14 protein-coding genes are annotated in these 13,035 nt (G+C 63.9%); all 14 read right to left on the bottom strand.

Annotated elements, in window-relative coordinates; genetic code table 11:
- Positions 1–95: 95 nt before the first annotated feature.
- The gene (locus LVJ59_RS07875) at positions 96–1,454 is read right to left on the bottom strand and encodes a M23 family metallopeptidase (RefSeq protein WP_374199048.1); all 1,359 of its coding nucleotides are present in this window, start codon (positions 1,452–1,454) and stop codon (positions 96–98) included.
- A 193-nt stretch (positions 1,455–1,647) separates the two neighbouring features.
- Positions 1,648–2,331 carry a copper resistance CopC family protein gene (locus LVJ59_RS07870; RefSeq protein ID WP_058631460.1) on the bottom strand — a complete coding sequence of 228 codons (684 nt, stop codon included), beginning with the start codon at positions 2,329–2,331 and terminating at the stop codon, positions 1,648–1,650.
- Positions 2,328–4,226, bottom strand: a complete 1,899-nt coding sequence (locus LVJ59_RS07865; RefSeq protein ID WP_058631459.1) for a cytochrome c oxidase assembly protein — start codon at positions 4,224–4,226, stop codon at positions 2,328–2,330. Before LVJ59_RS07865 ends, LVJ59_RS07870 begins: the two co-directional genes overlap by 4 nt.
- Positions 4,223–4,738 carry a DUF3515 family protein gene (locus tag LVJ59_RS07860; protein WP_058631458.1) on the bottom strand — a complete coding sequence of 172 codons (516 nt, stop codon included), beginning with the start codon at positions 4,736–4,738 and terminating at the stop codon, positions 4,223–4,225. Before LVJ59_RS07860 ends, LVJ59_RS07865 begins: the two co-directional genes overlap by 4 nt.
- Entirely contained in the window at positions 4,723–6,186 is a 1,464-nt protein-coding gene (lnt, locus tag LVJ59_RS07855; RefSeq protein WP_232762584.1) for an apolipoprotein N-acyltransferase, read from the bottom strand. The genes LVJ59_RS07860 and lnt overlap by 16 nt, the downstream gene beginning before the upstream one ends.
- A gap of 124 nt (positions 6,187–6,310) precedes the next feature.
- Positions 6,311–7,261 carry a cytochrome c oxidase assembly protein gene (locus LVJ59_RS07850; RefSeq protein WP_058631457.1) on the bottom strand — a complete coding sequence of 317 codons (951 nt, stop codon included), beginning with the start codon at positions 7,259–7,261 and terminating at the stop codon, positions 6,311–6,313.
- A 25-nt stretch (positions 7,262–7,286) separates the two neighbouring features.
- Positions 7,287–7,622: a DUF6804 family protein gene (locus LVJ59_RS07845; RefSeq protein ID WP_045278974.1), complete on the bottom strand. Its 336-nt coding sequence runs from the start codon at positions 7,620–7,622 to the stop codon at positions 7,287–7,289.
- Positions 7,619–8,152, bottom strand: a complete 534-nt coding sequence (lspA, locus tag LVJ59_RS07840; protein ID WP_232762583.1) for a signal peptidase II — start codon at positions 8,150–8,152, stop codon at positions 7,619–7,621. Before lspA ends, LVJ59_RS07845 begins: the two co-directional genes overlap by 4 nt.
- Positions 8,145–8,762 carry a copper resistance CopC family protein gene (locus tag LVJ59_RS07835; protein ID WP_165875501.1) on the bottom strand — a complete coding sequence of 206 codons (618 nt, stop codon included), beginning with the start codon at positions 8,760–8,762 and terminating at the stop codon, positions 8,145–8,147. The genes lspA and LVJ59_RS07835 overlap by 8 nt, the downstream gene beginning before the upstream one ends.
- A 43-nt stretch (positions 8,763–8,805) precedes the next feature.
- Positions 8,806–9,720 carry a cation diffusion facilitator family transporter gene (locus LVJ59_RS07830; protein ID WP_058631454.1) on the bottom strand — a complete coding sequence of 305 codons (915 nt, stop codon included), beginning with the start codon at positions 9,718–9,720 and terminating at the stop codon, positions 8,806–8,808.
- Positions 9,721–9,728: 8 nt separating this feature from the next.
- The gene (locus tag LVJ59_RS07825) at positions 9,729–10,715 is read right to left on the bottom strand and encodes an NAD(P)/FAD-dependent oxidoreductase (RefSeq protein WP_058631588.1); all 987 of its coding nucleotides are present in this window, start codon (positions 10,713–10,715) and stop codon (positions 9,729–9,731) included.
- A complete protein-coding gene (locus LVJ59_RS07820) occupies positions 10,715–11,380 on the bottom strand; it encodes a thioredoxin domain-containing protein (protein WP_058631453.1) in 666 nt (221 codons plus the stop codon). The genes LVJ59_RS07825 and LVJ59_RS07820 overlap by 1 nt, the downstream gene beginning before the upstream one ends.
- A gap of 70 nt (positions 11,381–11,450) precedes the next feature.
- Entirely contained in the window at positions 11,451–11,924 is a 474-nt protein-coding gene (locus tag LVJ59_RS07815) for a hypothetical protein (protein WP_153002304.1), read from the bottom strand.
- Between the two features lie 66 nt (positions 11,925–11,990).
- Entirely contained in the window at positions 11,991–12,995 is a 1,005-nt protein-coding gene (locus tag LVJ59_RS07810; protein WP_232762582.1) for an acyltransferase family protein, read from the bottom strand.
- Positions 12,996–13,035 lie beyond the last annotated feature (40 nt).

The raw sequence follows: 13,035 nt of genomic DNA, 5'->3' as shown, positions 1-13,035 counted from the left end.
TCCCTAGCAGGGATGTCGGGAGTGACGACTGGAGCAGCCCTCTCCACCCAACTGCTCATGTCGACGGCGCCACTTCGTGATCCTGTTTCGGAGCCTTAGATATAAACGCCGCGGTCTTCCATGAATCGGACGGGGTTGGTGTAACCACCGTTGATGTAGACCTCGAAATGCAGATGGCACCCGAAGGAGCGTCCGGTGTCACCCGCGTATGCGATGACCTGGCCGGAATTGACCCATTGCCCCCGGCTGACGGCGATGCCACCGGGTTTGATGTGGGCGTACCCGGTGCTGACGCCCCCGCCGTGTTGGATGCGGACGTAATTGCCGTAGTTGCCGTTGGCGGAGGCGTAGTCCACGGTTCCGGAGTTGGCGGCGTAGATCGCCGCTCCGCAGCCGTTGGCCAGGTCGGCGCCGTAGTGGTAGCTCGAGGAGCAGCCCTGCGAACCACAGATGGGGGTCCGCGGGCCGTAGCTTGAACTTCGGCCGCCCCCGTGGGGCCGAACCCAACCGCCGCTCCCGGCGGAGCCTCCGCCGCCACCGTTGCCGCCTCCGTTGGCTGCCGCTTCGGCGGCTTCGCGTTCGCGACGGGCGCGCTCTTCGGCCTCGCGCGCGGCTACACCCGCCTGGTAGCCGGCGACCGTCTGCGTGGTGGTGTCTTTCAGCGCGGCGAGCTGCGCCTGCATCGTCTCGAGGTTCGCGGCTTGCTCGTCGAGCGCGGCCTGTGCGGCGTCGGCCGCTTCTTGTGCGGCAATCATCTTCTGCTCCGCGACCTGCTGCAGGCGGTCTCGTTCGTCGCGGGCGACCTTCGCCTGATCGGTCAGCGATTGGGCGGTGTTGCGCGCCGAGATTGCGTCATCGTAGACCGACCGGTTGTACTCGAGCAGCTTGTCCATGGTGCCCAGCCGGGACAGGAGCTCATCGGCGTTGTCCGCGGAGCCGGAGAAGAACAGTTGCAGTGCTGAGTCGTCTCCACCGTTGCGGTACAGCTGTGCCGCAACTTGACCGGCCCTGCGCGCAGAGGTTTCGGCCATCGCTGATTGTTCGTCGGCCTGCGCCTGCAGGCTCTCGGCTTCCGTGATCGCAGCGAAGTATTCCTGTTGTGCTGCGTAGAACTCGTCGGAGGCTGTATCGGCGGCAGCCTGGGTCTCGGCGACTTTCTGCGTCAAGGACTGGATCAGCCCTTCGATTCGGGTGATCTCGGCGGCCTTGGCAGCTTCGTTGTTCTTGGCGCGTTGGACATCGTCCCAGCTCGGGTAGGACGCAGCGTACGCCGCTGAGACGCCGGAGCCGATACCGAATGCAGCGAATGCAGCGACGCCGAGGGCGCCGAGTCCGAAAGCGCCACGTCGAGTCACACTCAGCTTCCAGAATGAGTCGCGTTCGGCGGGCGTGGGTGCACACCCGCATTCTTCAGCCGCCTCCGTAGCAGCCACGGAGACGCGTCGTTCGTTCACTGTGCCCTCTCCTCGAGTTCGGCTTCGTGGATTCTGCTGCCATGGGCGCGCCGATTGGCCATGCTCGCGTTGCCCGCTGTCTGGTCTATCGTCCGTTCGTGGGGGCCGAAGTCGCGCCGACTCGCCCGTGATCTCTGATCTGTGGCCCATATTTGACGCATCGAACTTGAGTTCGACTGTCCTGGCACGAGGCTCACTCTTTCGGGTCCGTGTGGACGTCGGCGCTCGACCGGTTGTGTTTTTTCTTCTTCACTTGCCGTACGACAACGGTGGCGGTGATCACCGCGGCACCGATGACAGTGACGGCGATGATGAGCGGGATCGCGATTGAAGCCACCTCGTTCTCGCCTGCAGATACCACCGGGGCAGGGGTGTCCGCTGCTGGCGGTTCGGTGGTTGGCGCGGTGGAGGGCGACGCCTTTGCCGGTTGGATCCGTGATTGTTCGTTCCCGCATGCTGGTTTGTCCCATCCCAGCCCTGGCTCGCTGCTGGTGGGAGCGTACGTGAACGTGAAGCTCTCGGAGATGGGGTGACCGTCGCTGGAGACGGCGTTCCACAGCACGGTGTAGACGCCCGGTTCTCCGAGTGCGACCGGGGTGGTGAGGATGTTGCGGTCGATGGTGGAGCAGCTGGATTCGTAGAAGAGGCCGTCGGGTCCTTGCACTTGGGCGAAGCTGGCCTGGCTGAAGTCAATGAGTTCCCCGCTGAACGTGAGAGCGACGTCGTCAAGTTGGGTGACGGTTTCGTCTGCCCCGGGCACGGTGTCCAGGAGGTTGTCGTGCGCGAGAGCTGCGGGGGCCGGTGCGGCCACGATTCCCAGTGTGATGAGAGCTAGAAGTGTGCTGGCGAGCCAGCGGGTGCGGTGGGTGGAGGTCACAGGTGCGGGTCCTTTCGTACGGCGGGCACGGGGGTGCTGTCGGTAGGTCGGTTGTTGCGTTTCGTGTGGAGGACGGAGAAGCCGGTGAGGATTGCGAGCATTCCCGCGATCACCAAGGTGGCGGCTCCGGCGAGGGCCTGGTCCTGGAGGGGGGTGGGTCCCCATGTCCGCCCCATGGCGCCAAACCATTCCGCGACGATGAGGTCGGAGCGAGTGATCGTGGCGATGCCGAAGAACGCTGCCACGCCTGTGAGCGCAGTGAGTGAGGCCACACGCCACCGCCCCTCGGGGGTTGTGGACGCGTTCAGGGAAAGCGATCGTATGAAAAGGCACCCGGTGACGAGGAGCTGGCTGATCATCCATTCCGCTCCGAGCTGGTCGTAGAGCGACCAGCGGAACAGGTCGGAGTAGTGGAACAACCACAGCGACGTGGCGAAAAGAGCCGCGGCGACGACGGGGCGCAGAGTAAATCTGGCCAGCGGGCTGTGGGCGGCCCAGAGAAGCCATTCCCGCGGTCCTCGGCTTCCATCGTCCCGTGGATGGATGACCAAGGCTGCGAGGGTGATCGGCGCCGCGAAGACAAGGAGCAAGGGGATCGCGAGGCTGAGGAGAGCGAAGGAGAGGAATCGCATACTGATGAGCGAGTCGTCGTAGGCGGCGAGCGGGCCACTGGTTGTCCACAGAAGCGCACCCATCCCCGCAATCCAGCTGACCGTCCGCCTGGCTGGCCACGGATACCCGCGGCGCCGTGCGCGTTGGACGCCGACGAGGTAGAAGACGATTCCGAAACCCGCGACGAGCACCCAGAGGAGGTCGGGGCTCCACGCCGTGAACCATCTCTGCAGGGTGAGTGCGATCGGGACGGGTGCGTCGGTGAGGATCTCCGCGGCGGTGTTCTGCGGCAGTGTGATCGTATCGGCGGGGGCGGCGGTGCGGGCGAGGGCGGCGGCCGCACCGCTCGCGATACCCATGAAACCGAGTTCGACGCTCACGATCATCCAGAAGGCGCCACGGCCCTCGCTGGCATTTGCGAGGAGTCGACGGCGGTAGGCGGCACCCAGGACGCCCATGACCAGAAGAGCGCCGATCTTTGTGAGAAGGATGAGGCCGTACGGTGAGGCCAAATCCTCCCACCGGCCGAGGGCAGTGAGCGCCCGCGCGTATCCCGAGACGGCGACACCGATGAACGCGATGAGCGCCACCGTCGAGTACCGGCGAAGCACGTTGTCGAGTTCGTGCGGAGAGCTGATCGGTCGCACGACGACGAGCAGGATGAGACCTCCGAGCCATATCGCTGCTGAAATGACGTGCAGGACGAGGGACATGACCGCGGGATCGTGGTTGGCGAGCTCACCCGAATGACCTTGGGTGGCCATGGGTATCAGGCTGATGATCGCAAGCATGGTTGTGATCAGCACCGCACCATAGCTGCGCACAGCGAATGCGAGGACTGTCACGACCGAGGCGAGGATCGCGGTGATAAGCCATGATCGTCCCAGTTCGGTGTCGAGGAGGAAGCGGCCCAGCTGCGCGCCGAACTCAGCGCTCAGGTTCACTTGCGGATTGAATGAGGACAGGAAGGTGAGGTAAGCCACCACCCCGCTTGTGATGGTGAGGGTCGCGGCGCCGGCGGAGGCTATATCGAGCGCGACGGTGAAGGGCTTCCCTGCCGAGGGGAGAGCGAACACCGCCAGTACCAGGGGCCCGAGCATCGCCGCACCGGAGAGATTGACGAACAGTTTCGCGGCCGGGAGTCCCCATCGCACGAGCGCTCCAGGGTCACTGGTGAGTCTTGGTGCAGCTCCTCCACCGATCGCGAGCCCGACGACCACAGCGATGAGTGCGGCGGCAACGAGGAGCGTCGGTCCAGCGATCCGGAGAACAACGGCATTCATGGAGTGGTATCCCCTGTCTCAGTGCCAGGAGCGTCCGGGTCTTCTGTCACAGGCGCCGTGCATTCACCGGTCTTGGTGAGCTGCTGGATCGCCCCGGCAAGAGATTCGAGAACCGCGTCCGCCGACAGGGTGGTGGTGTCCACGTACACCTGGGCAGCTGGCTCTCGGCCGTAGGTTGTGAGCCGCAGATTCGGGGTCTCCTCCTCGTCGACGATCCAATCGACGCCACCCAAGCTGACACATTGCAGGGTGGTGGGGGCCGGGGGCTCCAACCCGCAGGTGAGGAGCACGCTGCTGGGGGTACCCCATGCTGCGGTGGCCTGAGCGTCCGTCCAGACGCGAGCCTGGTCGCCAATTGAGTCCGGTAGTCGTACGGTGACCTCTGCGCACAGCGGGTCGTTCGCGTTTGCTGCGGGCTCGAGGTGGATGGTGGGTGCGCAGCTGGTGAGCACAAGCAGTGCGCACAGCGCCGCGACAGAGGTCAGAATCTTGAGCTTCACAACGTCATCCATCCGTCTTCCTGGGAGTCAGCACGAGTCCGTCGCGGTCGGATCGACATGACGAGCAGCGCTAGTACCGTTCCGATACTGAGCATCCAGTCGAGCCACGGCATCAGCACGACAGCGAGAGTCGTGCCGGTGCGGAGGGGGACCTCGGTGATCTTCGCCGCGGTCGTGTCCACCGCAACCTGCGCCAGCACCTTTCCATCGCGGCCGATGACTTGACTGGTCCCGGTGGTGGAGACGTTCACCGCAGTTCTCCCTGTTTCGAGCGCGCGCATGCGGGCGATGGCCAGCTGTTGGAGGTTCTCGTCGGTGCCTCTGAAGTCCGCGTTGTTGGTTTGAAACACGAACATTTGCGCGCCAGAGGCAGCGCTTTGGTGGATGACGTCGTCGTAGATGACGTCGAAACAGATCGCCAGACCGATGGGCACATCGTCAACGTTCATGAGGGGTGTGTTGGAGCCGGGCGTGTACTCGCGTTGTATCAATCCGATGAGGTCGGGGGCGATGGCTTCGTAGAACCAACGGTCCGGGACGTATTCGCCGAAAGGGACGGGGTTGACCTTGTCGTGGAGCTGCTGCGGCCCGGCGCTGGTCCACAGCATGGAGGTGTTGAACGTGTCGGCTCCGCGGGTGGTTGCCGCATTCACCAGTGCCGGAGTGCCGGCACTCTGCACGAGTCGATCAAGGCGGTCTGCGACGGCGGCATCGCGCAGGGGATCGGCGTCGACGGCCCCTTCTGGCCAGACGAGAAGGTCCATTTCACGCCCCAGGAGAGGAGATGTCGCTTCTTCCTGTGCGCGCAGGATGTCGCCTGGTGTCCTGGTGTCGAAGTAGCCGCTGGGTCCGTTGCCCTGTACCCATCCGACGCGCATCATTCCCGCTTGCTCGGTGGGGAACAGAGGGATGGCTATCGCGGCAACGACGATGACCACGGCCGTTGCTGCTGGCTCCCATCGGCGGAGGATGAGGGCTTCCACGACGCTCGCGCAGACGAGAACGGTCAGGAAGGACAGCCCCGTGGTTCCCACCCATGAAGCGGCTTCCGCGAGCGGGCTCTCGGCGAGGCTGAAACCGACGCGCGCCCATGGGAACCCGGTGTACGGCGTACTCCCCATCAGTGTTTCTCGCAGCATCCATACCCCGGCGACGAGCATGGGAGTGATCGCACGATACGCGTATCCCGCGCGGGTGGTGGTGACCCGATAGGCGAGTGCGATCAGCGCACCGCCGGCACCGAACAGCAGGGATTCCAAGCCAGCCAGCGCGACCCATGGGATGGGTCCCAGAAACCGGGTCACCCATACCAGGTGGGTGAAGTAGAAGGTCGCGCCGTAGACGAGGGAGATCAGGAACGCCCCGGGTAGAGAGCGTCCGCGGAGCGTCCACAGCCCGATGGTTACGCTCACGAACGTTGCGGGCCACCACCCGTTTGCGGGGTAGGCGAGATCCAGCATGCCTCCTGCGATGGCGGACGCGACGATCGCTACGGGAAACGGCACCCCAGCTGGTAGGCGCGCATCGTGCGCTCGGGGGTTCCCGCGCCGTGGTCGAACGGAGAGGGCGTGTCTCACCAATGGGTCAGCGGTCACGGTCATGAGAGCTCAGTTTTTTGAGGTAGGCGTTGTACATGTCGAGGTCGGTGTTCCCGTGCACGTCGGCGTACCGGTCGGCCGCGGCAGCCCGGGCGGTGTCGCTGCGGAACCAGCGATGCATCACGTAGATCAACATCAGCACGGTCGGGGCTTCACCGTAGGACCATGCCAGAGCGCCGGCTAGCTGCTGATCGGCGAGGGGATCGATGCCCAGTGCTTTGGTGGGGGCGACGAATGAGCCGACCAGGATCGTGCTGGCCATCATGAGGAACACCCCGAAGAACGCGTGGAGCGCGGCTTCAGCAAACACGTCCAGTGCACGGGCACCATGACCCAACCTGACCGGCAGCGGATCGGAGGACAGGATGGGGATGGTGAAGAGCATGCCGGCGAGGAGGAATCCGACCTCGAGTGCGACGTGGCCCCCGGGGAGAGCGAGGATGGCATCGGCAGCACCCGCAAGGTAGATGCCGTAGAACGCGAACAGGTACAGCGGGACAGTGGCCCACGGGCTGAGTATCCATTTCGCGGCCGGGCTTCGAAGAGCACTGTGGGCCGCTGTGAGGACTACCCGTCCCGCCCCATGGTGCGGTGTTGATCGCAGAAGAAGGGTTCCGGGTGAGCCGAGGACCAGTAGCGGCGGCACCATCATCATCAGAGTGAGCTGCTGGAACATGAAAACGGACACCAGCGCCTGGCCGTAGGTTTCAACACCCAGACCGGTGACCGCCGCGAGGAGAACGCACCCGAGCAGGAAGCTGACCGTGCGCCACACGGGCCAACGACGCCCGTGCGTCCACAACCGGATCGCGCCGACGAGATACAGCGCAGCGAGGATCCCCGCAACGATCGGTAGCACTGGAAGCGGAATGTCGGCCGGTGCGAGGAACGCCTGCAGAGATGGGGGGCTGTCGGGGATCTCGCCGCTCATACGCATGGTCGTGACAAGAAGATCGCGCAGTTCACTTCCGGATCACCTTGATCGTCGCCCCCGCTGCCAGGAACACCACGGCCGCGATGGGTTGTGCTGTGGTCCACACGACACCGGAGAAGGGGAAGGGCATCACCGGATTCCAGAGCACGGCAATGGCGAGGAAGACCGGGATCCACCACCAGTGGCGTGCCTGGAGCGCAAACCACGCGACGATCAGCCCGAAAATTGAGGCAATGAAGAGGACGAGCGGCGCCCAATTCGCCTGGAAGAGCGCCGGGGCCAGAAACAGGATCGCGGCGGCGACGAGGCTGGGGGCCAGGGCGTTCCGCTGGTAAGTGGAGGGGACGCGTTCTTTGGGACTCATGGGTGAACCGTTTCTTCGGCGGGTACAGGGTCGTCGGGGCGGGACGTGGGGTCTGGCCGGCGACGGCTCGTGCGCAGACCCGCGACGATGAGGAACACGGCACCGATGCCGAGAGCGATATCGGCGAGGTTGCCGATGAACAGGTTCCCGTAGGCGAGGAAATCGGTGACGTGCCCGATCCCGAACGCGGGCGGCGAGAATAAGCGATCGATGAGGTTCCCGATCGCACCGCCCACGATGAAACCGAAACCAACCGCCGACCACACGTTCCGGGCTCGGGTGGCGGCAACGATGAGGACCGCGGTGACAGCGACCCCGATGACGGTGATGACCCATGTGGAGCCTTCCCCGAGCGAGAAGATCGCCCCGGGGTTGAAGGCCAGTTGAAGACCGAGCCAGTCACCGATCAGCGGTATACGCGCATCCTGCCGCAACGTGTTCAGAGCAAGAGTCTTGGTGCCTTGATCGATCAGGATGAGGATGGCGGCGACGATGAGCATCACGGCCGACCGGCGGACTCGATCACGCATCGGCGTCTTTCTCCTTAGCTGCAGCATCCTTGGCGGCCTGTGCGCGGTCGCGCTGGTGACGCTGGCGCCCGGCCATAACCACTCCCACAACGCCGATCCCCAGAATCAGTGCCAGACCCGAGAGGAAGAACAGGGGGAGCAGTTCGAAAGCACCGCCACCGGATGCCGTGCCACCGTATGTTTGCGCGGGTCGGGCCGGTTCCGGCTCCTCCGTTGGGGAGGTTTCAGGGGTGGGGCTTGTGGTCGGAGTGCTGGGTTCCGTGTCCGTCGCGGGCGTGACGGTGTACACATACTCCCCGTTGATCGGGTGTCCGTCGGCGGAGACGGTCTTCCAGCGGACGGTGAAGATGCCGGTTGCGGCGTCGGGGGAGAGGTGTTGAGTGATCGAGTCACCGCTCACCGTTGGCGGGTCGACGGCGACGTTTGCTCCGCTTTCATCGATAACCTCGACGACCGTTGCATCGTCACCACCGGTGAGGGCCCCGGTGAACATCAAAGAGATCTCGTCGGGGGAGCCGTTGATGGTCGAGTCGGCGGTGGGGTACGACGAAACGAAGTCGTCGTGAGCGGCCGCCGGAGATGCAGTCCCAAGGACGACGGATGCCGACAACAACAGGGTGGTGAGGACGGCAGCGGTGCGTGCCGAGAGGCGTTTATGCATGGGTGTCGTGCTCTCCGGGGTGGGATTCGGGTTCGATCTGAAAGGTGGAGTGTTCGATGCTCACGGCGAAATGTTCGCTGACGCATTGCTGAAGTGATGTCAGCAGTGCGGCGGAAGCTTCCATCGTGACGGTGTCATCGACCACGACATGGGCGGTGAGCGTGGGGAGGTCGGTCGAGACCTGGGTCGCGTGGAGGTCGTGCACAGCGACCACGTGCGGCAGGGCAAGGATGTGGCGGCGGACATCCTCGAGATCGAGGCCGGCAGGTGTGGACTCCATCAATACCCGGCCGGATGCTCGCAACAGGATGAGGGTGCGGGGGATGATGAGGAGCGCGATCAAGACGCCCGCGACGGCGTCCGCCTGATACCAACCGAAAACGGCGATGAGGATGGCGCTGGCGATGACGCCGACGGAACCGAGGGCATCGTTGACGACCTCGAGGAACGCGGCGCGCATGTTGAGGTTGCGTCCGCGGCCGCTGAACAATACGAGCATGGAGGCGATGTTGGCGACGAGACCGACGATGCCGAAGAACAGCAGACTTCCCGATGCGATCTCAGGGGGCTCGAACAGCCGCCGTACGCCTTCCACGAGCGCGAAGATACCCACCCCGAGCAGCAGAGCTGCTTGAGCGAGCGCACCGAGCACCTCCGTGCGTTGAAGACCGAAGGTGTACCTGGGAGTCGGGGGACGATTCATCAGATGCGCGGCGGTGACGGCCATCGCCAACCCGACGACATCGGTGAGCATGTGCGCCGCATCAACGAGCAGTGCGAGGCTGCCTGTGATAATCGCCCCGATCACTTCGACGATGAAGACCGAAGAGGTGATCGCGAACGCGATGACCAGGCGATTGCGAGGAGTGGCGTCACCAATACCGTGACTGTGCCCTGCTTCTGTCATGGTGCTCCTTACGGCCGTCCAACGATGAGTCGGGCGACGGTCGCCGCATCACGACCCGCCCCAACGAGGGTGTCCGCATCCGCCCGGGAGTAACGGGGCATGCCAACAGTGAACAGTCCCGGGATGCGTGCACTGACGTGCAAAGGCTGACCGGGCGGCTCCGAATCGGGCAGCCATGCGTCTGCCGGCCTGTACCCGGTCGCAAGGATCACGGAATGCGGCTTCACGGACGCCCCATCGGCGAACATCACGGTGTCTCCGTGAACCTCCGTCACGGCGACGGCATGAGTGACGTCTGTCGAAGCTACGCGGGGGCGTGCCTCGGAGAGCGCACCCTTACGTCGCAGCCTCGACCAGATAGGCCGCTCCGACACCCCTGAGGGTTCCGCTCGAGTGGAGAGGGTGACGTCGTGGGAGGACGCGAGCTCCTCAGCAATCTCCACTCCGCTGAATCCGCCGCCAACGATCAACACGTGGCCGGGAGGTATCTGGGCGGGGTAGAGGTACTGGCTGGAATGCAGCACAACACCGGGTACGGCCAATCCCGGGCGCCAGCCCGGTATGCGCGGCACCGCGGCAGCTCCCGTTGCACAGACCACATTTCGGGTTTGCACTTCCCCGGCGGAGGTCGACAGATGCAGCGTGGATCCGTCGCCCAACCGGTTGATTCCAAGAGCACGAGTGCCCCACACGGTCTTCACACCGAGGGCTTTCTCCACCGAAGACAGGTAATCGGACATCTCATCCACACTCGGATGACGGTCTCCATCGCCCGGGAAAGGGAACCCGCGGACGACACTGTGGCGTGCCGCGCTGCGCAGTTTCATCGACTGCCACCGTGTGGCCCAGCTTCGTCGACCGGGGGGTGCAGAATCGATGATCACGAAGTCTTTCTGTGGCTCAAGCCCAGAGGACCTGAGCGCGGCGGCTGTCGCCAATCCGGAGTGCCCGGCACCGACGATGATGACTCGACGGTGCGATAGCGAACGCGCCATCATTCAGCACCGTTCACGGCGGCTTCAATGCTGTCCTCCAGATCGGTCCACGTTTCCAGCACGACAGGCTCCCCATCGATGAAGAACGAGGGGGTACTGCTGACACCGAGCTGCTCACCCTCGTCGAGATCGAATTGAACCCGTTCCGCTGTCGCCGGATCAGCGACCGCATCATCGAACGCGGCCATGTCCAATCCGAGTTCCTCCGCAAACCCCCGGAACAGGTCCGCACGAGACTCTTGAGCCTCACCCCATTGAGACTGCGTCTCGAACAGGCGGTGATACATGTCTTCGAGCCGTCCCTGCTGCGCTGCGGCTTCGGCAGCGATTGCGGCGTTCTTTGAGTTGAGGTGACCAGGCAGCGGGAAGTAGCGGATCACGTAGGTGATCTCGCCATCGAACTTGCCGCGGAGATCCTCGACGAGGGGATAGAAAGCACCGCAGGCCTCGCACTCGAAATCGAGGAACTCGACCACCGTCACCGCCCCTTCTCCTCCGTCATCGAGGACGTGCGAGTTCTCACGGACGACTTGTGGACCGTCAGCGGTCCCCGTCTCGGGTGCGGCAGCTTGATTCTGATTAATCAGGACGAAGACCAGTGCGACGACCAGCAACACCACGGCGAGAGACACGGTGACAAGTACCGCTTTCACGGAAGATTTCATAACACTCCAGACACACACAACGAACGGGGACGACCAGTGGAGCGCCATCGAAGAGATGGCGCCGCCGGAGTCAGGTCCGCGACAGAGAAAGCTGTGTGAGAGAAGGAGGCAATGCGAACAGGCGCCCCGTCATAGCTGCCAGTGATGGTGCGCGCGGCAAACGTTCGCGAATGTGAGAAGAGGGGACGTGACGGCGGAAGTTCCGCGTGACGATGAGCACCAAGAAGCAGCAGATGATACCCAAGAGGCACCCGGCAACGCCGATCACGATGTCGTTCGCGCTATCCCCGGCCAGGAATTGTTCCGCGGTCGCGCCGACAACGCTTTCACCCGAACCCGCCGAAAAATGACCAGCAGAAGGCGTCCCTAGTGACGACGAGGATGTGGTGCTCAGATACGGAGTCGCATCTGTCGCATCACGATGGCCGCCCGGCCACGCTCCAACAACGAGAAGAAGCGCCAGCCCGAGGGCTGTAATGATCTTCGTTATCAGGAACTCGTCGGCTCGGCTAACGCATTTGTGAGCGCGACCGTGGACGACCATGACCTCAGGATGGTACCAGCCCGACCAATCAAGTCTTCTTGCGAGCCCCAGAGCCACGCACCCGCTCTACCGGCGAAGCGAGGAAGACTTGGGACGTCCGCTGAGCCAGCCCATCACCCATTCAACTGGGCCAGTTCCAACGAACCGCCACCACAACCAACCCACCACGATCATGCCCGGAACGATCACCAGCCAGCCCAAGTAGAAGTTCTCGGCAGGGCGGCCATACGCGTTACTCCAAAATGCGATGAGACTGCCGTGCAGCAAGTACAGAGACAACGCCACCTGACCGCAGGCGCACAAGGGAACAAAGACAGCACCCCAAAAACGTTCTGCGTGCTCCCGCCGCACCGTAGCCCCCAGCACAACGCAGACGTAGACGGCGAACACCAAGCCAATATCCCTCAGAGAGTCCAGGTAGTCCCCCGATAACACCGTGCCGAAGCGCTGCCCGAAACCCCAGGCAAGATACGCCAACAGCGCCACAGCCGCCATGATCCACAACAAGCGATCGCGTTTCAAGCCGTGACGGATCAACAGGGCACCGATGAGGAACACCGGCAACAGGTTGACCACCCGATACTGAGGGCCCAGGAACATCGAGGTCGTGACCTCACGCACGGGCGGCGGCGCGGTGTAGACCCAAATCCAGGTGCGTGCGACGCTCAGCAATGGCTGACTGGCCAGGACAAGGACCGCTGTCGCGGCAATCACGACCGAGCTGCGCAGGAGTAGAAGGGGCGCGCCGATGATGATCAGCAGCCCGAGATAGCTCAGGATGACCGCCAGCCAGGAGCCCCACGTGGCCATCCAAACACCCAGGACGATGAGGAACAGGCCACGCAGAGTCTGTTGCAGCAACGTCACCCCCACAGCGCCGCCGCGTCTCCACACAAGCTCCGCCGACATGCCCATGACAAGAGCGAAGAGCGGCGACGCGACACTACTGAAGTTCGCCGTGACGAATTGCACCGCCCACGGTGCGTTCGGCACGAAAGGAGCCGCGTGCGCGATGAGCATCGCGACAATCGCGAACCCGCGGAGCGCGTCCGGAACCAGAAGACGGCTCATGTCAGAGACGCGTCGAGCTCGCCTGTGCATTCTGGGCGGC

The organism is Microbacterium sp. KKR3/1, assembly GCF_021272365.1.
In the GTDB taxonomy this organism is placed as follows: Bacteria; Actinomycetota; Actinomycetes; order Actinomycetales; family Microbacteriaceae; genus Microbacterium; species Microbacterium aurugineum.
Note: the sequence above shows the minus strand (reverse complement) of the source record. Positions and strands in the feature narration are given on the sequence as shown.